Source organism: Halorussus marinus (genome assembly GCF_004765795.1).
Lineage (GTDB): Archaea > Halobacteriota > Halobacteria > Halobacteriales > Haladaptataceae > Halorussus > Halorussus marinus.
This window is the reverse complement of the sequence record NZ_SBIV01000001.1, coordinates 672,727-696,059: the sequence shown is the minus strand read 5'-3', so window position 1 is coordinate 696,059 and position 23,333 is coordinate 672,727. Positions and strand designations below refer to the sequence as shown.

The following is a 23,333-nucleotide window of genomic DNA, read 5'->3' as shown; positions in this document are numbered from 1 at the left end:
GGCGAGGGGGTTGTTAAGGGTTGGCTCGCGCGAGTCGCACCGACCGAACGGCTCCGGCCGGACGCCGGGCGGTCGTCGGCGACCGACTCACCCGGAGAACTCCTCGTAGGAGATCGGTCCCTCCTCGACGATGGTCGAACTCTCGGGCACGTCGCCGTCCGGCGGCATGCTCCCCTCTGCGGGACCGCCGGGCTCGCCGACCACGATCCGCCCGACCATCCCGAGCGTCTTGTGCGGGATGCAGAAGTAGTCGTAGGTCCCCTCGACCTCGAAGGTGTGTTCGAACGTCGCGCCCTCCTCGGTGAGCGTCTCGCTGTTCCACGCCTCGGCGTCCTCGGGGATCCGGGTCACCTCGGCGGAACTGTTCGACTCGGCGTAGGCGGTCGAGGAGTGCGAGCCGCTCTCGTTGACGAACGTGACGGTCGTGCCCGGCTCGACGGCCACCCCGATGGGGTCGAAGTAGTAATCGCTTCCCTCGGTTATCATCGCGACCTCGACGGCTCCGCCCTCCTCGGCCATGGTCGTCTCCCCGTCGGTCGCCTCCGTCGTGGTCTCCGCGTCGGGCTCGGTCGTCTCCTCGTCGGTCGTCTCCTCGTCGTCGGAGCCGGGAGACGAACAGCCGGCCAGCCCGCCCACTGCGGTCGCGCTCGTCGCCGCCAAGAACGTTCGTCGGTTCATGGCCGGGTCTAGTGGCTACAGACGAATAACGCGTACGGCCGATTCGGGCGTATCACGCCTCACGTTGCCAGTTACCACGGGTCTCGGCGTCCGTCGGCTCGCGGTCGGTGCGCGCGACTAATCGTTCGACGCGCTCGTCCATCGTCGGATGGGTCGAGAGCAGACGGGTCAGCGGACCGTCCTCCTCGCCCCGGACCGTCAGCGGCGAGAGCAGTCCCCATCCGGGTTGGGAGGCCCGTTCTATCTTCCGGAGCGCGCGGGCGAGCGCGAGCGGATCGGTGAGTTCGGCGGCCCGGTCGTCGGCCGCGAGCTCGCGGCGCCGCGAGTGTGCGAGCACGAGCAGGGTGAGCCCGGAGAACGCGACCAGCACCACCTGCCCGATCCGACGCCCGAGCCCCGCGCCAGGCCGGTCCCGTTCGGCCGGCGGTCGTCCCCGGAGCCAGTCGAGCGCGCGCTGGAGGCCGGACGCGACGACCGCGAACGGCAACGCGACGACCACGACCACCCAGACCAGCGACTGGCCGGCGCTGTACGCGAGCGTCTGGACGAGGCTGTCCCTGCGTTCGAGGTGCGCGAGCTCGTGGGCGAGCAGCGCCTCGAACTCCGCGCCGGACAGCAGGCCGAACAGCGACCGGTCGACCACGACGGCGCTCCCGCCGGGCGCGTGGACCGCGAGCGCGTTCGGCGCCCCGAGCGCCGCGACCAGCAGGCGCGGGCGCCCGGCGTCCATCCTGTCTGCGAGCCGGTCGAGCCGGCGGTGGGCGCCCGGGGCGCGACTCCGGGGGAGTTCGACCGCGTCGAGGCGCGCCAGCAGGCGTCGCGTACCGAACCGGTAGTTGAGGTATCCGAACGCGACCGCGAGCCCGGTCGTCCACGCCACGATCGTGAACACGTCGCCGCGGGCGAGCCAGATCGCCGCGAGCAGTCGATACCCGAGATACGCGACGCCGACGTACGCCGCGAGAAGCGCGAGGCCGACGAGCCCCGTCAGGACGCGGAGACCGACTCGGCGCATACGCGGACGTAGTGGCGTCGGCGCCAAGGCCGTGTCGGTCGCCGCGACGCGCCACGCGACCGCCCCTCAGAACGGCACGGCGTCGGCGATGTCGGTCCGGTAGCGGCCCGCGAGTTCCCGAACCACCAGCCGATCGCGGGGGTCGATTCCCAGCGCCCGGAGGCTCCCGACGTAGACGGGGAGCCCGACCGCGAGGCCGACGCCGATCGCCCCCGGCGGTGCCACCGTCATTCGGACGGCCGTCATCGACGCCGCCATCGCGACGCCGGCGACGAGGGGCTTGAGGAAGGAGGCGTCGAACGGCCACAGCCCCTCGAAGCGTCTGAGCAGGAGGACCTGCAGTCCGTTCTGCACCGCGATCGCGAGCGAGGTGCCCAGCGCCGCGCCCGCGAGCCCGAATTCGACGACGAACAGGTAGGTCAGGACGACGTTCAGGACGGCCAACAGCCAGTCGAGGGCCATCCGTGCGTACTGGTGGTCGGTCATCATGAGGAGCCAGCCGGTCGCGCCGACCGCGCTACCGACGAACACGCCCCCGAGGTACACCGCGAGCGGGAGATACCCCCGCGCGTAGGTCGGCCCGAACAGCGCGAGCAGTTCCCGACCGAACACCACCTGCACCGCGAGGATCGGCACCACGGTGGTGACGATCAGTCGGGTCACCGACGAGTAGACCGCGTTCAGCGTCTCCGTCCGCCCGTTCGAGTGGAGGTCGGAGGCGACCGGCGGCAACAGCTGATTGAACGACAGCAGGGGGATCCACGCGATCGACACCAACACGAGCACGACGTTGTAGATCCCGGCCGCCACCGCGGTCAGCATCGCGCCCACGAGCAGGATGTCGACGCGGTTCTGGAACACCTTCCCGACGTTGCTCATCGCCACCGGCGCGGCGTGGTCGTAGAACCGACGCGCCTCGGACCGCAGGCCGCGGACGGTCGGTCGGACGCCCGTCGCCTTCACCGTCACCGGGAACCCGACGGCGGCGAGCACCGCCGCGCAGGCGACGAACGCGCCGGTCACGCCGACCACCGAGTAGCCCGCCGCGAGCGCGCCGACCGCCCCGACCAGCCGCACCGCCGGACGGAGGAGCTTGTTGAAAAGCACCTCACCCCGGGCCGACCCGACCGCGCGGAAGGTCGCGGCGTAGACCAGTACGAACCCGAACAACAGGACCAGCGGGCCGAACAGCCTCATCGCGGCCGGGAACGACGGATGCTCGACCGTCGTCTCGTTTATCCACGGCGCAAGCAGTCCCAGCCCCGCCGCGATCGCCACCCCGAACCCCGCCGTGGTGGCGTACGCGAGTCCGGCGACCCGCGATCGGCGCGCCGGCTCTTCGGCGTACGCCGGGAGGTACCGCTGGAGGGTCGGGACGCTCCCGAAGGTGACCAGCCGGATCAGCAACTGCGCGATCCGCCACGCGAGCGCGTACACCCCGTAGGCGACCGGGCCAAGCCCGCGCGCGAGGACGAACTCTGTCGCCGAGATCAGCGCGCGCTGGGCGGAGACGCCGCCCGAGGTGACGACCGCGCCGTGGGCGATCGTCAACAGCGCGTCGCGCTCCTCCTCGGAGACGTCTTCGGGTTCGGGGCTCATCTGTGGGTCGTACCTGCGGGGTGGCAGGTCGGGCCATTAAACGATGTGATACCGGACGACCGGGAGAGCCGGATCGAAACCACTAACCCGAAACCGGGCGGGGATGGGGACAACGGATGGCAGGTTCGTCGCTCTCGGACTCTCTCGCCCGACTCGAACAGTGGTGGCTGGCCCTCGAACGCGGGTGGCGGGCGGTCGCGATCGCCGCGCTCGTCGTCGGCCTCGCGGTGCTGGCGCCGTGACGGCGGGGTCGCTCCGAGGTCTCGCCCCCGGGCTGGGCTTTCTCGTCGCGGTCGGACTCGGTGCCGGCGCGCTCGGAGCGATCGCGCCGGTGAACGCGTTGCTGGCCGCAGTCGCGATCGGCGCGATCGTCGCCAACACCGTCGGCGTGCCGGCCGTGCTCCGGCCGGGCGCCGAGACGTACAAGCTCTGGCTCGAAGTCGGCATCGTGCTGATGGGCGCGCGCGTCTCGCTCGACGCGGTGGTCGAGGCCGGTCCCGCGCTCGGGGTCGCCGTGGTCGGCGTGGTCGCGCTCTCGCTCGCGCTCGTCGAGGCGCTCTCGCGATCGGTGTTCGGCCTCGGGGACCGACTCGGCTCGCTGCTGGCGGCCGGCGCGAGCGTCTGTGGCGTCTCGGCGGTGGTGGGGGTCGCCGGCGCGGTCCGGGCCGACGAGCGCCACGTCGCGTACGCCACGACGACGATTCTGGTCTTCGACGCGGTCACGCTGGTCGCCTACCCGGCGGTCGGCCATCTGCTCGGGGTTCCCGACCGGGTGTTCGGCGTCTGGGCGGGCCTCAGCATGTTCTCGACCGGCCCGGTCACGGCCGCGGGGTTCGCCCACTCGGAGGTCGCCGGACAGTGGGCCACGCTGACGAAACTCACTCGCAACGCCCTGCTGGGGGCGCTCGTGGTCGGCTACTCGATGGTCTACGCCCGGACCGGCCAGTCGGCGGGCGGGTCGATCCGGGCGGTCTGGGACGGCGTTCCGAAGTTCGTGGTTGGGTTCGTCGCACTCGTCGCGCTGGCGAGTTCGGGGGCGGTCGCCGACCCGGCGCTGGCCCGCGTCGAGACGGCCTCCCGGTGGGCGTTTCTGGTCGCGTTCGCGGGCCTCGGCGCGAGCGTCGAACTCCGGGAACTCCGGGGCGCGGGGCTCCGACCGGTCGCGGTGGTCGGGGTGTCGCTGGCGGTCGTGAGCGCGGTGTCGCTGGCGGTCGCCCGGTTGGCGTTCTGAGCCGGCGCCAAAGCGGGTCGCGAACGCCCCGAAACCTCGGGGGCCAAACAGTTTTGGCTTCGCCTTGCGAACTGTTGTCTGTCATGGTTTACAGTGACATCGAGTCGGCGCCCCGCGAGGAGCTCCGGGCCCTCCAAAGCGAACGGCTGGCCGAGACCGTCGCGAACGCCTACGAGAACGTCGATTTCTACCGCGAGGCGCTCGACGAGGCGGGCGTCGATCCGGACGAGATCGAGGGCGTCGAGGACGTCTCGAAGCTCCCGTTCACGACCAAGACCGACTTCCGCGACGAGTATCCGGACGGGCTGTTCGCGGTCGACCACGACGACGTGCGTCGGATCCACGCCTCTTCGGGCACCACCGGCAAGCCCAAGATCGTCGCGTACACCGACGAGGACCTCGGCGTCTGGAGGGAGGTGATGGCGCGGTCGCTCCACGCCGCGGGCGTCCGGCCGGGCGAGACGGTCCAGAACGCGTACGGCTACGGCCTGTTTACCGGCGGGCTCGGCTTCCACGACGGCGTCGAGGAGCTCGGCGCGACCGTCATCCCGACCGGCGGCGGCAACACCGCCCGCCAGCTCGACATGCTCCGGGACCTCGATAGTGACGCCCTCGCGTGCACGCCGTCGTACTGCCTCTACCTCGCGGAGGCCGCCGAGGATCGGATGATGGACGTCCGGAAGCTCCCGCTCTCGCGGGTGATCATCGGCGCCGAGCCGTTCACCGATCCGATGCGCGAGGAGATCGAGCGCGCGCTGGGCGTGAGTGCACTCGACGTGTACGGCCTCTCGGAGATCATCGGCCCGGGCGTCTCGATCGAGTGCGAGGAGGCCCAAGACGGGCTCCACGTCTGGGAAGACCACTTCTACCCCGAAGTCGTCGACCCCGAGACCGGCGAGGTCCTGCCCGAGGGCGAGTCGGGCGAACTCGTGCTCACCACCCTCACCAAGGAGGCCCTGCCGGCGATCCGGTACCGGACCGGCGACATCACCTCGCTGACCTACGAGCGGTGTGCGTGTGGCCGCACGGCGGTCCGGATGGACAACGTCACCGGCCGGACCGACGACCTGCTAATCGTCCGGGGCGTCAACGTCTACCCGAGCCAGATCGAGGACGTCGTGCTCGATCTCGGCGACGTCGCGCCCCACTACCGGATCGACCTCTACCGGGAGGACAGCCTCGACCGGATGGAGATCACCGTCGAACACCATGAGGCGTTCAGGGGGACGCCCGACCAGCTCAGAGACCGGATCGAGTCGGCGCTTCGGGACGTGCTCGAAATCGAGCCGGACGCGGTCGAGGTCGTCGAGCCGGGCTCTATCGAGCGCACGGAGGTCGGGAAGGTAAAGCGCGTGTACGACCACCGCTGACCCCGGCCGAGCTACCGGACCGTGAACTCGACGCGGTACCGAACCGGGACCGACCGCTCGCCGTCGCGCTCGACGCCGACCGAGCCATCGACGGCGTATCGACCGCTCGCGAGCGCCTCGGGGCGAACCCCGTAGGTCGCTTCTACCCGCTCGCCGGGCGCGACCGACGAGGTGACCTCGATGTCCGCGACCCGCTCGACGGACCGGCCGTCGGTTCGGACGTGGTCGCTCGCGGCGTAGGCGTCGCTCCAGAGCAGTCGCCGGTCGTCGGGATCGTCGACCGGGTGGCAGTCGAGGACGCCGAACGGCGCCGGGACGGGTCCGGTCACCGAGAGCTCTCGATCGGCGACGTTGCGAAGCGAGAGCCGGACGATTCCGTCCGCGACCGAGGCGTCGACCGAGACCGACGTCGACTCGCGTCGCTCGACGGAAGCCGCGTAGAACGTGCCGTCGAGGTAGACGTACGGGTGAGCGGCGACGCGCTCGAAGAACCGGTCGGGCGCGGCGTCGACGCCGTACGCGCCCCGGGTCGCCGCCGCGCGCCCGAGGAGTTCGCGGACCGCCGGATCGGCGGTGGCGGCGTTCCACACCGGGGCGTCGACCGCCGCGGAGACCGAGGCCTCGCCGGCCGAGAGCCGGTAGGGCGGGCCCCCGTCGTCGACCTCCACCGACAACGCCGTCACCGTCCCCCGGTACTCGACCGCGTCGTACTCCCGCAAGAATCGTCGGAGGCCGGGCCAGACGTAGGTGAGTTCGACGCCCTCGCGCCGGGCGAGCCGGACCAGCCCGGTCGCGATCCGGCCGTCGTGGGTGACCGCGTCCTCGTAGGTCTGGTGGTCCGCGATCTCGCCGTCGACGGTCGAGGCCGCGACGGCCTCCCCGGAGATCGCGGTCGTCGGGAGGGTGTGTTCGAGTCGGTAGTAGGTCCCCTCGCGCTCGACGACGGCGGTCCCGCTCGCGAACTTCACCAGCCACGTCGGCGGGTCGTCGGTCTCGTAGCCGCCGGCGAGGGCGGCGTCGACGACCGCTCGCTCGCGGTCTCCGAGCCCGGAGAACTCCGCGACCTCGCCGTCGGGGTCCTCGCCGAGATCGTTGAGCCGCACGGCCCGATCGTACGCCGCGACGCGGTCGACGGCGAGCGACCCGTCGGGGGGAGTCGTATCGGCGGTCGCCTCGACAGCGCTCGGGGGCGTCTCGGCCCGACCCACACACCCGCCGGTCCCCAGCGCGCCGGCGACGGTCCGGAGGAACGGACGGCGCTTCATACGCGTGCATGAGACCACTGGTTCAAAAATTCATTGGAATTGAAAAGGAAAGGCGGTCGGCGCGGCGCGAGGCGACCGGGACGAACGCGATCCGCCCGAGCCCGGGGCGTCGGGACTCGACGGGAGCGAACCCACCCCGTACGTGACAGTTCAGAGGACCACAATCGTCATCACCACCGACTGGCTAATATGCGGGTAATGGGGTACCTGTCGCGGGGGGTCGAGGCCGTCGGGGGACGGCGCTTCGTTCTGGGGCTCGGCGGACTCTACGTCGCGGTCGCGGTCGGCTTTCCGATCGTGTCGGAGGCCGGTCGATCAGCCGACGAACTGCAGGTCGTCTCGCTGCTCGTCGGCCTGAGCGGGATCGTGCTCTTGTACGGAGGGTATCGGCTCCCGGAGTCGGACATCCGACCCGACCTCTACCACGTCGTCGCGGTCTGGTGTCTCCGGGCCGTCGGCGTCATCGTCGGCGTTCTCCTCCTGATCGCGGCGGTCTCCTCGCTCACCGATCCCCTCGGGAACTTCCTGATCCTCTCGTCGCTCGCCAGCGTCGCGGGTCTCGGGATGGGATACCACGACGGGCAGGGCCGGACGCGGGCCGTCGACGCCGAGGAGTACAGCCGCCAGCTCGAACGCTACCGCACGATCGTCGAAGCGGTCGACGACGGCATCTTCGTCGCCGACGCCGACAACCGCTTCAGGCTGGTCAACGACGCCTACACCGAACTGGTCGGCTACGACCGCGAGGAGCTTCTGGGGGCACACACCTCCCTCGTCGCCAACGAGACCGAACGCGCAGACGACATCATCGAGGAGGTCGAGCGCAATTTGACGCCCGACTCGGCCACCCCGAGCACCTACGAGACGGCGCTCCAGACAGCCACCGGGGAGACGATCACGGCCGAGTGGAGCGTCGCGCCGCTCGCCCGCCCCGACGGCGGCGACCCCGACCGGGCGGTAATCGTCCGAGACGTGACCGAACGTAACGAGCGCGAGCGCCGACTGGAGCGCCAGAACGAGCGCCTCGACAGTTTCGCCAGCCTGCTCGCACACGAACTCCGAAACCCCGTCAACATCGGCCAGATATACAGCCGCCAGCTCGATTCGGCGACCGACCCCGAGGCGGTCGAGTACGTCACCGAAGCGTTCGATCGGATCGAGGACATGATCGACATCATGTTGCTCGTGACCCGGGGCGGGGAGGCGGTCTCGGAGCCCTCGACGGTCCGACTTGACGACGTGGCCCGTGAGGCGTGGACAGATCTGAACGCATCGGAGGCGACCCTGACGGTCGAGACGGACGCGAGCATCGAGGCCGACGACACCTACACCCGCCACCTGTTCCGGAACCTCTTCGAGAACGCGATCGAACACGGCGGCGACGGCGTCACCGTCACGGTCGGCGATCTCCCCGACGGGTTCTACGTGGCCGACGACGGTGTGGGCATCGGGCCGGCGGAGCGAGAGACCGTCTTCGAGACGGGGTACACGTCGGCGGCCGACCGGGGCGGGATGGGGCTCGGACTGACCTTCGTCCAGGAGATGGCCGACGTCTACGGGTGGCGGTGTTCGGTCACCGAGAGCGCCGACGGCGGCGCGCGCTTCGAGTTCGAGCGGGTGGCCCCGACCCGGCGCGTCACCGATTAAACACCATAATATTTTATCGCCGACCGGAGAACGCGACGGTATGGCGTACAGCTATCGACCCCACCACTTCGAGGACTTCGAGGCGGGCCAGACCTTCGAGAGCGTCGGGCGGACGGTCACCGAGTACGACTTCGTGATGCACTCGGCGTTCGCGGGCGACTGGACCGAACTCCACACCAACAAGGAGTACGCCGAGGAGGGCCACTTCGGCGAGCGGGTGGCCCACGGCCCGATGACGTTCGTGCTCGCGACCGGGTTCGTCTACCGGACCGGGATCCTCGAACGCACGGTCCTCGCGTTCCTCGGGATGAACTACATGGACATCCCGAACCCCGTCTACATGGACGACACCATCAGCCTCGACATGGAGGTCACCGAGACGAAGGAACTGAGCACTCGCGACGACGCCGGACTGGTCGTCATCGACACCACGATGACGAACCAAGACGACACCGTGGTGTTCGAGGGCGACATGAAGTTCCTCGTCAAACGCGAGGAGTGAGTCGGCTTCCGTCCGGTTGGCACGCGTCGTGATCGCTCGCGGCGCTACGACTCCGGCGTGACGATCCGATGGACCGCGCCGGTCCCCTCCGCGAACTGCGTGGTGAGAACGTAGAGTTCACCCGCGGCGTCCCGTCCGAACGACAGGACGAAGCGGTTCGCCATCTCGGGACCCGAGACCACGTCGAGGCTCCGCATCGGCCAGCGGCCCTCCTCGGTCGGCGTCGCGGCGTAGAGCCCCGAGCCGATCCCGCTCAGATCGCCGAAGACGTACTCGTCCCGTATCGCGGGCACCGTCTCGTTCTCGTAGCGGTAGCCCGCGACCACCGCACGGCCGAACGGCTCGCCGTCCCGATCGTGGGGATACGCGACCACGGGATCGATCAGCGGGTCGCCGTCGGGCGTCTCGTCCGGGCAGACCGGGTAAGTCTGGTCGAACCACGGGAGCTTCGCCAGCGCCGCGAGGGCGTACCGGTTGGCGTGACACCGCGTCCCCTCGCGGACGTTCCAGCCGTAGTTGCCGCCCTTCTCGACCCTGTTTACCTCCTCGACGTGCGCCTTCCCGACGTCGCCGACGTAGAGATCCTCGCCCGAGAACGACATCCGATACGGGTTCCGGAACCCCCACGCGTACTGTTCGTCGAGGCCGTCCTCGCCGACCAGCGGATTGTCGTCCGGAATCGCGTACGGCTTCCCGTTCGCCCGGTCGTCGACGTCGAGCCGGAGGACGCTCCCGCGGAGGTTCTCGGTGACGTCCTGCCCGTTCCCGCCCGCGTTGAGCCAGTACCAGTCCTCGGCGTGGCCGGTCCCGCGGTCGCCGCCCCGAGAGTGGCCGTCGCCGACGCCGACGTACAGGTATCCGTCCGGTCCGAAGACGATCGCCCCGGAGTTGTGGTTCGGTCCCTGTTCGGGGATTTCGAGGAGCGTCCGCTCCGAGTCGGGATCGACGGTCCGGAGGTCCGGGCGCGCCCGGAACTCCGAGAGCACGAAGGTGTGACTGAACCCGGCGGGCGTTCCCTCGCGGCGCGGCGCGCTGTAGCGGACGTAACACTTGCGAGAGGTTTCGAACTCCGGGTGAAGTTCGAACCCGAGCAGTCCCTGTTCCCACGTCGAGAGCTCGGCCAACTGGTCGGAGACGTCGAGGAACGGCGTCTCGCGGACCCCCGACTCGTCGTGGACGGCGATTCGGCCGTACTTGTCGGCGACGTAGCGGAGCCGGTCACCGCGAGCGGTCTGGAACGCCACTGGCTCGCGGAACCCCTCGGCGACCGACTCCAGCGCGATCGAGCGTTCGGACCCGAGCGGGCTGAGGTCGCCGTCGGTCGGTCCCGAGCCGACACAGCCCGCCGTCGCGGTCGTCGCGGTCGTGGCGGCCACGGCGAGGAACTGTCGGCGGTTCATCGTCGGCTCACTCGCCCTCCCGCCGGGGCGACTCGCCGCCGGTCGCGACTCGCGCCCGGAGCCGGTCGAACAGGCGGACGACGACGACCGCGATACAGAAGCAGAAGACGGCGAAGCCGGCCCAGAACCCGTACGATCCGGGGGCGTGTCGGACGGCCCCGCCGGCGACGAGGAGGTACGCGTACACGAGCGGGATCACCGGTTCCGTGAGGAGGGCCGAATCGGTGAGGCGACCGAGCGCGGCCCAGGCCACCAGTCCGAGCGCCACCAGCCAGACGCGCCGGTCGGTCGCGACCGTCCCGCGTAGTTGTCGTGGCGAAATCATTTCTGGAGATCTATGTGTACCCAGAATGGTATTCGTCGACTTGAGTTTTCTGCAGGTAGACGACGGGTACGGCCGGTTAGGCGGTAACTGCGGTCGTTTGTGGCGCGGACAGATCGGCCGTAAGCGCCGGCTGAGCCAGCGCCGCCGAACGGCACGGAGAATATACTTTAGGTCCGTCGCGCGATAGCACTCGGTCGATGTCGAACCACTCCGAGCCCGCCCTCGTCGACCGGCGGATAGTACTCGAGGCGGCGGCTGGACTGTCGGTCGCCGGCCTCGCGGGCTGTACGGCGAGCGGCGACGGGACCGACGCCACGTCCGTCGAGTTCGACGGGTGGTTCGACGACGTGTCGAACTACGACGGCGTCGCCGACGAAACGGGGGCCGACGCCGTCGAGGTCACGGTCGGCGCGCCGGGCAACGAGGGCCACTTCGCGTTCGCCCCGGCGGCGGTGTCGGTTTCTCGGGGGACGACGGTGCGCTGGACGTGGACTGGGAAGGGGAGCATGCACAACGTCGTCGCCGACGACGACAGCTTCGAGAGCGAGACGCTCCAGTCCGAGGGCGAAACGTTCGAACGCGAGTTCGATCGGAAAGGGGTGTACAGATACTACTGTCGCCCCCACGAACGGATGGGGATGAAAGGAGCCGTCGTCGTCGAGTAGCCTCGGCGGTCGCCGCGGCGCGCTCCGAACGGTAGAAGTCACTGGCGCCCCACGCTCCCGCCATGACCGAACGCGCACTCATCGTCGGCGCCTCGTCGGGAATCGGCGCCGCGCTCGCCCGCGAACTCGCGGACGCCGGCTACGAGACGGGGCTTGCCGCCCGCCGGCTCGACCGGCTGAAGTCCCTCGGCGAACGGCTCCCGACGAAGACCTCGGTCGCGAAGGTGGACCTCTCGGACCCTGACGACGCCAGAGACCGGCTCGGCCGGCTGATCGAGGCGATGGAGGCCGTCGACGTGGTCGTCCTCAACGCCGGCGTCGGCGACGGCAACGAGGCCCTCGACTGGGAGCCCGAACGCCGCACCATCGACGTGAACGTCCGGGGGTTCGCCGCGGGGGCGAACGTCGCGCTGGACCACTTCGAGCGACGCGGCGAGGGCCACCTCGTCGGCGTCTCGTCGGTCGCGGCGCTGTTCGGAAACGGGGTCGCGCCGGGGTACAGCGCCTCGAAGGCGTGGGTCTCGCGGTACCTCGACGGGCTCCGGTACCGCGCCCAGCGCCTCGACGCCGACGTGACCGTGACCGACGTCCGGCCGGGCTACGTCGACACCGAGATGGCGACCGGCGGGAGCCGGTTCTGGGAGGTCTCGCCCGAGCGTGCGGCCCGCGGCGTCCACCGGGCGATCCGGCGGGCCCCTCGCCGCGCGTACGTCCCCCGGCGGTGGTACGCGGTCGCGTGGCTCTTGAAACTGCTTCCGGACGCCGCCTTCCGGCGGCTGTTCGCCTGACGAACGGCCGAAAAGGAGACTACTCGAACTCGGGCTCCCGGCCGTCGAGGAACGCCGCGACGCCCTCTTCGTGTTCGGCCGTCTCGTAGGCCTGAGACTGGACGACGTTCTCGTAGTCGAGCGCGTCGCTCCATCCCTTCCCGAGGTTCCGGTGGATGGCGCGCTTGGCGAGCCCGATCGTCCGCGTCGGGCGCGCTCGAAGGGTATCGAGCAGGTCGTCGACGGCGTCGTCGAGCGCGTCGTCGGCGACCGCCTCGTTGATCAGCCCCAGTTGGGCCGCCTCCTCGGCGTCGAAGAACTCGCCGGTGAACGCGAGTCGCTTCGCGGTTCGGAGCCCGACGAGTTCCGGGAGCAGGAAGGTACCGCCGGTGTCGGGGATCAGCCCGACCCGGACGAACGCGCAACTGAACGTCGCCGACTCGACCGCGTAGGCGAAGTCCGCGACCGCGGCGATGGCGAGGCCGGCGCCGACGGCGTCGCCGTTCACCTTGGCGACGATCGGGACCCGCGAGGACATCGCCTCCTCGACCACGCGGCCGAACGTCTCGCCGATGCGCTCGTAGGCGGCCTCGGGGCTCTCCTCGCGCTCGGCCATCGACTCGACGTCGCCGCCGGCGCTGAACGCCGGGCCCTCGCCGGTGAGCACGACCGCGTCGTGGTCGTCGGGGTCGAGATCGGCGAGCGCGTCGGCCAGTTGCGCGGCCGTCTCGGTGGTGAACGCGTTCATCACTTCGGGGCGGTCGAACGTGACGGTGCGTACGCCGTCGTCGTCGGTGATGTCCATAGCTTCGACGTGGGAGGCCACACGTTTAATTGCTCGCCGGTCGGACCCGACGTATGGACGTCGAAGCCTTCTTCGAGGAGATGCCGTTCGCCGACTTGCTCGGCGTCGAGGTGACGGAGGTCGGGGACGGTCGCGCCGAGGGTCGCGTCGAGATGCGCGAGGAGCTGTCGTGGAACGCCGACCGCCAGATGGCCCACGGCGGGGTCACGTTCACGCTCGCGGACACCGTCGGCGGCGCGGCGCTGGTCTCGCTCGTCGACCGGCCGGTGCCCACCATCGACATGCGGATCGACTACCTCGAAGCCGGGACCGGCGACCTGCGCGCGGAGGCCGAGGTGGTCCGGTGTGGGAGCGACGTGGGCGCGGTCGACGTGGAGGTGTACGCCGAGGACCGAAAGGCTTCGGAGGAGCCTCGTGGAGACGCCGAAGCCGTCGGGACGCCGGTCGCCGAGGCCCGGGGCGTCTACAAGACGGGGTAGCCGGCGGGGCGACCGCTATTCGGCGGTCGGTTCGTCGTCCGACGCTCCGAAGGTCCGAGTGGCGACGTTCACCGCCAGCAGGACCACGGCACCGACGCCCGCGAGGAGGCCGATCGCGTTCGTCTGGGCGACGGCGACCGCGAGCAGGAGAGCGATCAGTTCGAGCGTCTGGTGGACGTAGGCGAGCCGGCGGCGGAGTTCCGTGTCGGCCATACCCCTCGTGTCAGACGCCGATCGTAAGTCCGGTTCGGTTCGGCGCCGCCGCGAGCGTCCGGCACTTACTTGTCGGTGAGAGGACACGATCTCCGTATGGACGATGCCCTCCGACGGCGACTCGACGCCGTCGTCGTACTGCTGGCGACCATCGCCGCCCTGCTCGCGGGCGTACTCGTCGCCCTCGGTGGGGCGCGCGTGCTGGCCGCGCTGGTACTGGTCGGTCTCCCCGCTGGGGTACTCGGCTGGGCCGCGCTGGCGAACTACCGCGGTCCGGACGACGCCGACGCCAAGTAGTCGGCGCGCTCCGAATCCCGACCCGTTACCGCGTTCTGAACGTTTATCCGCCCGCGCCGAGACCCTCCGGGCATGCCAGACCCCGACGACCCGCTCGCGTGGGCCCGCGATCACACACCGATCCTGCGTTCGTTCGCCGAGGAGTACGGCGAGACCCGGCCGTTCGACGGCTACACCGTCGCGGTCGCCTCCCATCTGGAAGCGAAGACCGGCGTGCTCATCGAGACGCTCCACGCCGCCGGCGCGGAGGTGCTGTTCGCGCCGAGCGAGCCCCAGAGCACCCACGGCGACGTCGTGAACGCCCTCGACGCGGTCGAGGGCATCACCGCCTTCGCCGAGGAGGGGATGTCCGACGAGGCGTTCGACGCCGCCCAGCACGACCTGCTCGAACGCGAACCCGACTTCATCCTCGACGACGGGTGTGAGCTGATCGCCAAGGTCCACGCCGACCACCCCGAGGTCGCCGCCGGCGTCCTCGGCGGGGGCGAGCAGACCACCGCCGGGGTCACCCGGCTCGAAGCGATGGACGAGGAGGGCGTGCTCGAGTTCCCGGTGTACAGCGTCAACGACACGCCGATGAAGCACTTCTTCGACAACGTCCACGGGACCGGCGAGTCGTCGCTCACGAACATCGCCATCTCGACCAACAGCATCATCTCGGGCAAGACCGTGGTGGTCGCCGGCTACGGCTACTGCGGGCGGGGCGTCGCCCGGAAGGCCCGGGGCATGGGCGCCCAGACGGTCGTGACCGAGATCGACTCCCGGAAGGCGCTGGAGGCCCACATGGACGGCCACCGCGTGATGAGCATGGACGAGGCCGCCGAGGAGGGCGACCTGTTCGTCACGACGACCGGCAACCGGGACGTGTTGCGCCGCGAGCACTTCGAGAAGATGGCCGACGGCGCGATGCTCGCCAACTCCGGCCACTTCGACGTCGAGATCGTCGTCGAGGACCTCGAAGCCATGGCCGAGGACGTCTCGGACCCGAAGGAAGGCGTCACCAGATACCACCTCCCAGACGGTCGACGCCTCGATCTGCTTGCCGACGGGCGACTGGTGAACCTCACCGGACCGTACAGTCAGGGCCACCCCGCCGAGGTGATGGACACGACGTTCGCAATGATGTTCGTGGCCGCCCGCGACATGCTGACCGGCGACGACCGGCTCTCGGCGGGCGTGTACGCCATCCCGGACCGGCTCGACCGCGCGGTCGCCGACCGGAAGCTAGAGACCCTCGACGTCTCGATCGACGAACTCACCGACAGCCAGCGGGCGTACTACGACGACTGGGAGCACGCCGACAGCAGTTTCTAGAGCTGGCCGACGCCGAGCCACCACAGCCCGATCACGCCGACGACGACCCCGACCGCCAGCGCGGTCACACCCCAGTCGGCGGCCCGGAACGTCCGGCGGTCGTAGAAGGTCCGCTCGCGGTCGGTGTCGAACCCGCGAGCCTCCAGCGCCATCGACTGGGAGTTGACGTTTCTGACCGCCGTCATCAACACCGGGATCAGCAGGGGGATGTAGTTGCGCATCCGCTGGAGCGGCCCGCCCGCCGAGAGGTCGAGTCCGCGGGCCTCCTGGGCCTGCTTGACCGTCCCGGTCGCGCCGAGGAACGTCGGGAACAGCCGGAGGGCGGTCCCGAGCGCGAAGCAGAAGGCGTAGGGCACGCCGAGGCCCCGGAGCCCCGAGACGATCTCCTCGTTCGAGGTGGTGGTGATGAACGCGAAGCCGCTGACGATGAACGCCACGATGCGCTCGCTCCGGCCAAGCGCGAACAGCAACTCGTACTCGGTCAGGTCGAACACCGGCGTCGACACCACCACCGGACCGCGCGCCGGCGCGTAGGCGGGCCAGACGAGAAAGCCCGCGAGGAACAGCGCGGTGATGACGACCTTGATCCGGCCGAGCTTTCGGAGCCCGCCGGTCAGCGCGAGCACGCCGAGCGCGACCGCCAGCGGCGTCGCCACCGCCAGCGGGTGTTCGAACATGTACGCGGCGACGAACAGCGCGAGGACCATCGCCAGCTTCGCTCGGGGATCGAGCCGGTGGACGAACGTGTCCCGGTCGACGTACAGCGTCGGCGCGGCGCTCATCGGTTCACCCCTCCCCGGACCGGGTCGTCGGCGGCCGGCTCGCCCCCGAGACCCGCGACCACCTCCTCGACCGTGAGCGCGGGCAGGGCGTCCTCGCGGCCCGCGCGGGCCGCCAGCTCGTTCGAGAGCGCGACCGGCTGGGGGGCGTCGAGTTGCCAGCGATCGAGCGCCTCGGGGTCCGCGAACAGCTCGCGCGTCGATCGGTCGGCCACCTTCCGGCCGTCGGCCATGACCACCGTCCGGGGCGCGTACCGGGCCACCGACCCCATATCGTGGGTGACCATCACCACGGTCAGCCCCTCCTCGCGGTTGAGCCGGGCGACGAGGTCCATGAACGCCACCTGCTGTTCGGCGTCGAGGCCGGTCGTCGGCTCGTCGAAGACGATGGCGGACGGCCGAGTCGCGAGGATGCTCGCGAGCGCCACGCGCTGGCGCTGGCCCTTCGAGAGGGCGAACGGGTCGGCGTCGGCCAGCGACCCGAGGTCGACGGTCTCGATCGCGTCGGCGACCCGGGCGTCTAGCTCCTCGCCCTCGATGCCGAAGTTCTTCGGCCCGAACGCCACCTCGTCGCGGACGGTGTCCTCGAAGATCTGGTGGTCGGGGTTCTGGAACACGAAGCCGACCTCGCGGCCGATCTCGCCCGCGTCGTACTCCCGAACGTCCCGACCCCGCCACGACACCCGCCCGTCGTCGGGATCGAACAGCCCGTTGAGTTGCTTGGCGAGCGTGGTCTTGCCGCTGCCGTTGTGCCCGACGATCGCGACGACCTCGCCGGCTCGGATTTCGAGGTCGACGCCGTCGACGGCGGTGACCGGGCCCCTGTCGGTGTCGTAGCTGTACCGGGCGCCCTCGACCGCGAACCGGACCTCGCCGGGGTCGCCGCCCGAGCCCGCGGGCGCCGGCGCGGTCGGTTCGGGCGGCTCCCACGTCAGGTCGCTCTGTTCGACGCGGTCGGCCGCCTCCGCCACCGTCACGGGCAACTGCTCGCGGTCCCAGCCGAGCCGGTCGAACGCGTCGACGACCGGCGGGAGCTCGACCCGGCTCTCCCGGAGCGCCGCGACGTCTGTGAACACCGACTCGGTCGGGCCCTGCCGGAACACCCGGCCGTCCTTGAGCAGGACGGCGCTGTCGGCCAGCAACGCCTCCTCGATCTCGTGGGTGACGAGCACGATCGTCTCGGGCCCGTCGCTGGCGTCGGCCAGCGAGCGGACGATCTCGACGACGTTGCGGGCGCCGAGCGGATCGAGGTCGCTGGTCGGCTCGTCGAGCACCAGCAGTTCGGGTCGCATCGCGAGCACGCTCGCGAACACCAGCCGCTGTTTCTGGCCGCCCGACAGCCCCGCAGGCTCGCGCCGGCGGTCGAGGTCCCCGAGCCCGGCCTGCGAGAGCGCGCGGTCGATGCGTGGCCCGATCTCCTCGGGCGGGACCGCGAGGTTCTCGGGGCCGAACGCGACCTCGGCCTCGACGCTCGTGCCGAACAGTTGGGCCTCGTAGTCCTGCATCACGGTCCCGACCTGCTCGGCGAGGTCGCTCGTCTTGGTCGCGGTGGCGTCCCGGCCGAGCACCTCGACGTCGCCGTCGAACGCCCCGTTGAGGAATCCGGGGATGAGCGCGTTCAGCGTGCGCAACAACGTCGACTTCCCGCCGCCGCTCGCGCCCATCACGACGACCACCTCGCCCGCGGGCACGTCGAGGTCGACCCCGCGCAACACCGCGCCGCCCCGCGAGTCGGGGTCGACGGAGTCGTCCGAGCCCTCGTCGTCGAGGTCGGCGTCCCGATCGTAAGAGAACAACACGTCCCGAAGTCGGGCGGCGACGCCGCCCGTTTCGGCGCTTTCGGTCATTGATGTCGAGTGCATAGAGTAGGGCCGTAAGGGTTTGCAATCCGGGACCGCTATCGGGCGCTCAGCGCCGCCGGGAGCCGGCTCTTCGACAGCGCCGACAGTCCGAACAGGGCGACGAACGCGACCGCGCCGAGCGCGATCTGTGGCGTCGAGCCGCCCTGACCGAACGTCTCGGCGGTGTTCCCGATGAACGCGCCGCCGCCGAGGCCGACGCTGAGGCCGACGCCGATCACCAGCCACGCGATCGAGACCGCCGCGAGCCCGAACGCCGCGAGCGTCGACCGCGAGGAAGAGGCGTCCGACAGGGCGGGCGCGTCCATCACGTCGGGGTACAGTAGTCCCATCTCCCTGACGCGCGGGTAGGTGAGATACAGGAGGGGCGGGCCAAGCACCGCGGCCGCGAGGAAGTTGTTGAGCGCGATGACCGGACCGAGCACCGAGAACGGGAACTGGCCCAGCACTTCGAGCCCCCACGCGATGATGGCCGCACAGACGGCGGCCCCCGCGAGGGCGATGACCCAGAGTTCGGCGACCTGTCGTGCGGAGTCCATGGTGGGCTCTTCGCCCGACGACAGCGGGGCGAGGTTGCCCCAGAGCTTGTAGCTGACGAGCGCGAAAAAGAAGTTGCCGGCGAAGCCGAACGCGCTCCCCGGCCCGAACGTGCCGCCGAAGATGTCGCCGATGAGGTTGCCGATCGCCACGCCCCACGCGCCGGCGGGACCGAACATGATCCCGAACGCGACCGGAATCGCGTTCGCGGGCCTGATCTCGGTGACCCCCGGAACGATCGTCAGCGCCTTGAACGGGATGAGCACGGCCGCGAACAGCGCCGCCACGACCGCGACCAGCATTATCATTCGCGTGTCACGCCACATCGTAATGGTTTCTCGCATGTCGTCAGGACCACTCTGAGGTATGATATAAAGCGTATCGGTAGCGTCAAAAGACCTGTTCGAACAGCGACGCCTGTCCGCGGCGGAGTCGCTCTAAGAACGCCGACTTGCTGATCCCGAGGTCGGCCGCGACCTCGGTGGCGGTCGCCCCCCGGGGCACCGAGAAGTAGCCCGCCGCGAGCGCGGCCCGGATCGCGGCCTCCTGTGCGGGGGTCAGATCCCACCGCTGGGCGACCGCCGTGTCGTCCTCGCCCCCGAGCGGGAACAGTCGCTCGAGGGTGACGCCGACGGTCTCGGCGGCGGCTTCGAGGACGCCGCCGAGCACGTCTCGGCCCACGACCGCGCCGACGTGGCGCTCGGCCCCGCCGCGGTACTGGAGGTTCTCGGCCATGAATCCCGCGTCGGTGAGCTCGTGGACGACGCAGGGGTGTTTCGAGAGACACCGGAAGTTGGTCCGGCCGTCGGCCCGCGAGACGTGGAGATATCGGATGCGGTCGTCGGCGTCGAGAGTCGCGGCAAGATCGCCCGCCTTCGCGCCCGCGCTGAACCGGAGCAACGCGTTGTCGTCGCGCCGGAGTTGGGGCGGTCGGGCGTCGACGGTGGCGCCCGTCTCGCGGGAGGCCGCCGCGAGCGGGCAGTCGTCGCCCGTGACGCCGAACTCCACGACCAGACACTCCTCGATCACGGCGGTGGCTCCGGATTCATAACGGTCGTTCGTCGCCGTTATATTTAAACCCAGTCTATAGACGGGTCAATTGGTATGCGAATCGGTGACTAGTCTCCGGTATATGGACGTCGAAACCGTCAAAGAGCGCGCCGGGCCGCGCGAATTCAGCCCGAAAGACGACCTCCCGGAGGAGTACCGGAAGGCCGCCACCCGGATGATCCAGTTCCACGCCAACAGCGAGATCATGGGGGCGTACTTAGAACGGCCGTTCATCCGGCAGGCGCCCAGCCTCGACCGGAAGCTCGCGTTCTCCGCGAAGGTCCAGGACGAGATCGGCCACGGGCAGTTGCTGTACCGGGCCGCCGAGTCGCTCGGGATCAAGTCCCGCGAGGAGATGCTCGATGAGCTCGCCAACGGGGAGGGGAAGTTCCTCAACTGCTTTCACTACCCGATGGAGAGCTGGGCCGAGGTGCCGATGATCGCCTTTTTCGTCGACGGGGCGGCGATGCGCCGGCAGGCGACGCTCAAGCGCACCAGCTGGGAGCCGTACGCCCACGCGATGGACAAGGTGTGTTTCGAGGAGGGGTTCCACGTCAAGCACGGCGAGGACGTTATGCGCGAGCTCGCGACCGGCTCGAAGAAAGAACAGCAGATGCTCCAGGACGCCTTCGAGCAGTGGTGGCCCCGGATCATCCAGTTTTTCGGTCCGACCGACGACCAGTCGACCCACCACGACTTCTCGGCCGACGTGGGGCTGAAGACGATGACCAACGACGAGCTCCGGAACGCGTTCCTCAACGCCTACGTCCCCAAAGCCCAGAAGTACGGCCTCGAAATCCCCGACGAGCCCCGGATCAGGGACAACGGCGACGGCACCTACGAGGTGGTCGAAGACGACCTCGACTGGGAGGAGTTCTTCACGATCGCGAAAAACGACGCGCCGGGGAGTCACGAACAGATCGGCAAGCGCTCGCGCACCCAGGAGGCCGTCGAGTGGGTCCGATCGGGCCTCGAAAGCTGGGAGCACGGCGAGGATACCACCGCCCCGCAGGCGGCCGACTAACCATGATCTGGGAAGTGTTCCGACAGGAGGACGCCGGCGAGTACCACACCCACTGCGGGAACGTCCACGCGCCCGACCGCGAGATGGCCAAGCTGTTCGCCCAGATCCAGCACGGTCGCCGGAAGCCGACCAACAGCCTCTGGGTCGTCCCGAAAGACGAGATCGGCGAAGTAGACGCCGAGGAGGCCGCGTTCGGCGGGACGACCGACAAGTCCTACCGGTGGGTGATGGGGTACAAGGATCTGGACGCCGCCTTCGCCGAGGAGGTCGCCGAGTCCGAGAGCGAACAGGAAGACGCCGACCGGGCGTCGGCCGGGGGTGACGACTGATGGCCGCCGAAAGCGACCGGCTCGGAGGTCCCGCGGAGCTCGCCGACGACGAGCGGGCGGCCGTCGAGGCCCTGCTCTACCGGCTCGCCGACGACGAACTCGTGCTCGCCGAGCGCTACACCGAGTGGCAGGTGCGGGCCCCGACCCTCGAATCCGACCTCGCGCTGGCGAACATCGCACAGGACGAGCTCGGCCACGCCCGGCTGTGGTACGATCTGCTCCGGGACTTCGGGTACGACGAGGCCGACCTCATCTTCGAGCGCGACCCCGCCGACTTCCGGCACGCGTCGCTCGCCGAACTCCCCTTCGAGGACGGCGACTGGGCCGACGCCGTCGTCCGATCGTATCTCTACGACGTGGCCGAACAGCTCCGGCTCGAAGCGCTCGCGGACGCCTCGTACCCCCGGATCGCCGACCGGGTCGGAAAGATTCAGAGCGAGGAGGCGTACCACCGCGAACACGCTCAAAACTGGCTCGAGCGGCTCGCGGACGACGAGGCGAGTCTGAAGCGTCTGCAGGCGGCGGTCGATCGACTGTTCCCGCACGCGCTGGCGCTTTGGGAGCCAAGCGACCACGAGGAGACCATCGAGGACCTCGGGCTCCGGACCGAGTCGCTGGCGGCGATGCGCGAGCAGTGGTTCGACACCGTGATCCCGTTCCTCCGGTCGCTCGGCCTCGAACCGCCCGAGGGCGTCCGCGAGAATCCCGAGGCGGTCCGGCCCGCGACGATCGGCCGGGACGGCGACCACACCGACGACTGGGACGCGCTCCACGAGGAGATGACCCGCACGTACCGCGAGCTGGGCCGCGAGGAGGCCCACAAGATCATGCCCGACCCCGACGAGGCCGATGCGTAGCGACCCCGACTCAGCCGGCGAACCGACCCCGTGTGCACACACCGACTACTCGCCGGGCGGCCCCGATCCCGACGACCTCCCGGCGACCGGCGAGGGCGCCGAGGGCGTCGCCGCCCGCGTGTGGGACGCCCTCTACGGCGTCGAGGACCCGGAGATGCCGGTGTCGATCGTCGACCTCGGACTGATCTACGGCGTCGAGGTGACGGACGGACACGCGGCGGTGACCATGACACTGACCTACACCGGCTGTCCGGCCCGGGACATGCTGACCGGCGAGATCGAGGCGGCGGTTCGTGGCGTCGACGGCGTCGAGTCGGTCGACCTGCGCCTCGTCTGGAGCCCCGAGTGGTCCGTCGAACTGGTGACCGAGGACGGCCGAGACGACCTGCGGGAGTTCGGACTGAGCGTCTGACCATGCGAGGACTCGATCCGAGCGTCGACACGACCGGTACGGACGGCGGCGCGGAGTGTCCCTACTGTGGGTCGACCGACACCGAGCGCGAGCACCCGAAGGGGCCGTCGCTCTGTCGGTCGATGCACTACTGTAACGACTGCGAACAGCCGTTCGAGAAGTTCGAGTGAGAGACGGGACCGCGGGCCGAGGCCAGCGAGACGGTGGGGCGTAGAGGGCTGGAGGGCGACCGCCCGCGTCCGGGAGCAGGAGACGCGGACGGCGAGCGGGGTCGACAGGCCATCGTCCGGCGGTGGGGCGCCACCGCAGTTCAGCCCTGTGCCACCACTCTCATAGCCTTTTTGGCCGTCGGCGCGCGTCGGTCGGGCCGTCATTTTCTCGACCGCGGTCCTCACAGCGAGCGACCCTCCCGACGACGAGGGACTCCGGCCCGAAGCGACCGTCGATCCCGAACAGTCGAGCGCCGACGACGAGGCGCCGATTAACGGGCTTCGAGCGCGAGCAGTCGCGCCTTGAGTTCGACCCCGCCCGCCGCGGAGTAGCCGCCCAGCGACGCCGCGCTCACCACCCGGTGACACGGGACTACGATCGGGACGGGATTGTGGCCACAAGCCTGCCCGACCGCGACCGGCGCGGTGTCGAGTTCGGTCGCGAGGTCGCCGTAGGTTCGGGTCTCGCCGTACGGGATCGCGGCCATCGCCGCCATCACGTCGCCCGTGAAGTCGTCGGGGACCGCGACCGGGAGGTCGAACTCCCGGCGGTCGCCGGCGGCGTACGCGGCCACCTGCTCGCGGATCTCTCCGTCCGGGGCGTCGATTAGCCCCGCGTCGACGTCGACCGTGCCGCCCAAGAGTTCGACGTGCATCGACTGGAACTCCGGGCGCGTGGTCTTTCCGGTTTCGGTTCGGGCGACC

Annotated in this window: 28 protein-coding genes; 15 read left to right on the top strand and 13 right to left on the bottom strand. The window is 70.0% G+C overall.

Annotation, left to right across the window (positions count from 1 at the left end; translation table 11 throughout):
• Positions 1 to 87 precede the first annotated feature (87 nt).
• From EPY72_RS03580 to EPY72_RS03570, 3 genes are all read right to left on the bottom strand, one after another.
• Positions 88 to 678, bottom strand: a complete 591-nt coding sequence (locus EPY72_RS03580) for a plastocyanin/azurin family copper-binding protein (protein WP_134670478.1) — start codon at positions 676 to 678, stop codon at positions 88 to 90.
• 52 nt (positions 679 to 730) lie between these two features.
• Positions 731 to 1,693, bottom strand: coding sequence for a M48 family metallopeptidase (locus EPY72_RS03575; RefSeq protein WP_135805588.1), 963 nt, complete (start codon positions 1,691 to 1,693; stop codon positions 731 to 733).
• Between the two features lie 66 nt (positions 1,694 to 1,759).
• On the bottom strand, positions 1,760 to 3,292 hold the full coding sequence (locus EPY72_RS03570) for a lipopolysaccharide biosynthesis protein (RefSeq protein ID WP_135805587.1): 1,533 nt from the start codon (positions 3,290 to 3,292) through the stop codon (positions 1,760 to 1,762).
• Between the two features lie 116 nt (positions 3,293 to 3,408).
• Here EPY72_RS03570 and EPY72_RS19940 point away from each other — a divergent pair, with 116 nt between their 5' ends.
• From EPY72_RS19940 to paaK, 3 genes are all read left to right on the top strand, one after another.
• Positions 3,409 to 3,534, top strand: coding sequence for a hypothetical protein (locus EPY72_RS19940; protein WP_280177950.1), 126 nt, complete (start codon positions 3,409 to 3,411; stop codon positions 3,532 to 3,534).
• A complete protein-coding gene (locus EPY72_RS03565) occupies positions 3,531 to 4,523 on the top strand; it encodes a YeiH family protein (RefSeq protein ID WP_244605512.1) in 993 nt (330 codons plus the stop codon). Before EPY72_RS19940 ends, EPY72_RS03565 begins: the two co-directional genes overlap by 4 nt.
• 83 nt (positions 4,524 to 4,606) lie before the next feature.
• Positions 4,607 to 5,893, top strand: a complete 1,287-nt coding sequence (gene paaK, locus EPY72_RS03560) for a phenylacetate--CoA ligase PaaK (RefSeq protein ID WP_135805585.1) — start codon at positions 4,607 to 4,609, stop codon at positions 5,891 to 5,893.
• 11 nt (positions 5,894 to 5,904) lie between these two features.
• Here paaK and EPY72_RS03555 read toward each other — a convergent pair whose 3' ends face one another.
• Entirely contained in the window at positions 5,905 to 7,158 is a 1,254-nt protein-coding gene (locus EPY72_RS03555) for a DUF8130 domain-containing protein (protein ID WP_135805584.1), read from the bottom strand.
• A 198-nt stretch (positions 7,159 to 7,356) separates the two neighbouring features.
• On the opposite strand from EPY72_RS03555, the gene EPY72_RS03550 reads away from it, so the two are divergent.
• A complete protein-coding gene (locus EPY72_RS03550) occupies positions 7,357 to 8,805 on the top strand; it encodes a PAS domain S-box protein (protein ID WP_168215993.1) in 1,449 nt (482 codons plus the stop codon).
• Positions 8,806 to 8,845: 40 nt separating this feature from the next.
• A complete protein-coding gene (locus EPY72_RS03545; RefSeq protein WP_134670485.1) occupies positions 8,846 to 9,307 on the top strand; it encodes a MaoC/PaaZ C-terminal domain-containing protein in 462 nt (153 codons plus the stop codon).
• Positions 9,308 to 9,351: 44 nt separating this feature from the next.
• Here EPY72_RS03545 and EPY72_RS03540 read toward each other — a convergent pair whose 3' ends face one another.
• Together EPY72_RS03540 and EPY72_RS03535 are read right to left on the bottom strand one after the other, a co-directional pair.
• Positions 9,352 to 10,707, bottom strand: a complete 1,356-nt coding sequence (locus tag EPY72_RS03540; protein ID WP_135805582.1) for a PQQ-dependent sugar dehydrogenase — start codon at positions 10,705 to 10,707, stop codon at positions 9,352 to 9,354.
• Positions 10,708 to 10,714: 7 nt separating this feature from the next.
• A complete protein-coding gene (locus tag EPY72_RS03535; protein WP_135805581.1) occupies positions 10,715 to 11,032 on the bottom strand; it encodes a hypothetical protein in 318 nt (105 codons plus the stop codon).
• A 197-nt stretch (positions 11,033 to 11,229) separates the two neighbouring features.
• Between EPY72_RS03535 and EPY72_RS03530 the strand changes: the two genes are divergently transcribed.
• Complete coding sequence (locus EPY72_RS03530) at positions 11,230 to 11,697, top strand: halocyanin domain-containing protein (protein ID WP_135805580.1); 468 nt, start codon at positions 11,230 to 11,232, stop codon at positions 11,695 to 11,697.
• 62 nt (positions 11,698 to 11,759) lie between these two features.
• A complete protein-coding gene (locus tag EPY72_RS03525; protein WP_135805579.1) occupies positions 11,760 to 12,485 on the top strand; it encodes an SDR family NAD(P)-dependent oxidoreductase in 726 nt (241 codons plus the stop codon).
• A gap of 19 nt (positions 12,486 to 12,504) precedes the next feature.
• Here EPY72_RS03525 and EPY72_RS03520 read toward each other — a convergent pair whose 3' ends face one another.
• Positions 12,505 to 13,269 carry an enoyl-CoA hydratase/isomerase family protein gene (locus EPY72_RS03520; protein ID WP_135805578.1) on the bottom strand — a complete coding sequence of 255 codons (765 nt, stop codon included), beginning with the start codon at positions 13,267 to 13,269 and terminating at the stop codon, positions 12,505 to 12,507.
• A 53-nt stretch (positions 13,270 to 13,322) separates the two neighbouring features.
• Here EPY72_RS03520 and EPY72_RS03515 point away from each other — a divergent pair, with 53 nt between their 5' ends.
• Entirely contained in the window at positions 13,323 to 13,748 is a 426-nt protein-coding gene (locus EPY72_RS03515; RefSeq protein ID WP_134670491.1) for a PaaI family thioesterase, read from the top strand.
• Between the two features lie 15 nt (positions 13,749 to 13,763).
• On the opposite strand, the gene EPY72_RS03510 is transcribed toward EPY72_RS03515, so the two are convergent.
• A complete protein-coding gene (locus tag EPY72_RS03510) occupies positions 13,764 to 13,961 on the bottom strand; it encodes a hypothetical protein (protein ID WP_135805577.1) in 198 nt (65 codons plus the stop codon).
• Positions 13,962 to 14,057: 96 nt separating this feature from the next.
• Here EPY72_RS03510 and EPY72_RS03505 point away from each other — a divergent pair, with 96 nt between their 5' ends.
• Both EPY72_RS03505 and EPY72_RS03500 read left to right on the top strand, forming a co-directional pair.
• Positions 14,058 to 14,258 carry a hypothetical protein gene (locus EPY72_RS03505; RefSeq protein WP_135805576.1) on the top strand — a complete coding sequence of 67 codons (201 nt, stop codon included), beginning with the start codon at positions 14,058 to 14,060 and terminating at the stop codon, positions 14,256 to 14,258.
• A gap of 72 nt (positions 14,259 to 14,330) precedes the next feature.
• The gene (locus EPY72_RS03500) at positions 14,331 to 15,572 is read left to right on the top strand and encodes an adenosylhomocysteinase (protein ID WP_134670494.1); all 1,242 of its coding nucleotides are present in this window, start codon (positions 14,331 to 14,333) and stop codon (positions 15,570 to 15,572) included.
• Here EPY72_RS03500 and EPY72_RS03495 read toward each other — a convergent pair.
• Genes EPY72_RS03495 through EPY72_RS03480 form a run of 4 tightly spaced genes read right to left on the bottom strand, consistent with a single transcriptional unit; the run spans position 15,569 to position 19,776 of the window.
• A complete protein-coding gene (locus tag EPY72_RS03495) occupies positions 15,569 to 16,354 on the bottom strand; it encodes an energy-coupling factor transporter transmembrane component T family protein (RefSeq protein WP_134670495.1) in 786 nt (261 codons plus the stop codon). The genes EPY72_RS03500 and EPY72_RS03495 overlap by 4 nt on opposite strands.
• A complete protein-coding gene (locus EPY72_RS03490; RefSeq protein ID WP_134670496.1) occupies positions 16,351 to 18,198 on the bottom strand; it encodes an ABC transporter ATP-binding protein in 1,848 nt (615 codons plus the stop codon). Before EPY72_RS03490 ends, EPY72_RS03495 begins: the two co-directional genes overlap by 4 nt.
• Positions 18,199 to 18,248: 50 nt before the next feature.
• On the bottom strand, positions 18,249 to 19,091 hold the full coding sequence (locus EPY72_RS03485) for a QueT transporter family protein (RefSeq protein WP_244605511.1): 843 nt from the start codon (positions 19,089 to 19,091) through the stop codon (positions 18,249 to 18,251).
• Between the two features lie 46 nt (positions 19,092 to 19,137).
• Entirely contained in the window at positions 19,138 to 19,776 is a 639-nt protein-coding gene (locus EPY72_RS03480) for a helix-turn-helix domain-containing protein (RefSeq protein WP_134670497.1), read from the bottom strand.
• Positions 19,777 to 19,879: 103 nt separating this feature from the next.
• Between EPY72_RS03480 and paaA the strand changes: the two genes are divergently transcribed.
• Genes paaA through paaE form a run of 5 tightly spaced genes read left to right on the top strand, consistent with a single transcriptional unit; the run spans position 19,880 to position 22,589 of the window.
• Positions 19,880 to 20,821, top strand: a complete 942-nt coding sequence (gene paaA / locus EPY72_RS03475) for a 1,2-phenylacetyl-CoA epoxidase subunit PaaA (RefSeq protein ID WP_135805575.1) — start codon at positions 19,880 to 19,882, stop codon at positions 20,819 to 20,821.
• Between the two features lie 2 nt (positions 20,822 to 20,823).
• Positions 20,824 to 21,150 carry a 1,2-phenylacetyl-CoA epoxidase subunit PaaB gene (paaB, locus tag EPY72_RS03470; RefSeq protein ID WP_134670499.1) on the top strand — a complete coding sequence of 109 codons (327 nt, stop codon included), beginning with the start codon at positions 20,824 to 20,826 and terminating at the stop codon, positions 21,148 to 21,150.
• Complete coding sequence (gene paaC, locus EPY72_RS03465; RefSeq protein ID WP_134670500.1) at positions 21,150 to 22,007, top strand: 1,2-phenylacetyl-CoA epoxidase subunit PaaC; 858 nt, start codon at positions 21,150 to 21,152, stop codon at positions 22,005 to 22,007. The genes paaB and paaC overlap by 1 nt, the downstream gene beginning before the upstream one ends.
• Entirely contained in the window at positions 22,000 to 22,419 is a 420-nt protein-coding gene (paaD, locus tag EPY72_RS03460) for a 1,2-phenylacetyl-CoA epoxidase subunit PaaD (RefSeq protein ID WP_134670501.1), read from the top strand. The genes paaC and paaD overlap by 8 nt, the downstream gene beginning before the upstream one ends.
• A 2-nt stretch (positions 22,420 to 22,421) precedes the next feature.
• Positions 22,422 to 22,589, top strand: a complete 168-nt coding sequence (gene paaE / locus EPY72_RS19200; protein ID WP_167599434.1) for a 1,2-phenylacetyl-CoA epoxidase subunit PaaE — start codon at positions 22,422 to 22,424, stop codon at positions 22,587 to 22,589.
• A 311-nt stretch (positions 22,590 to 22,900) separates the two neighbouring features.
• Here the strand turns inward: paaE and EPY72_RS03455 are convergent, their stop codons facing one another.
• Positions 22,901 to 23,284 carry a methylated-DNA--[protein]-cysteine S-methyltransferase gene (locus EPY72_RS03455; RefSeq protein ID WP_135805574.1) on the bottom strand — a complete coding sequence of 128 codons (384 nt, stop codon included), beginning with the start codon at positions 23,282 to 23,284 and terminating at the stop codon, positions 22,901 to 22,903.
• Positions 23,285 to 23,333: the final 49 nt, after the last annotated feature.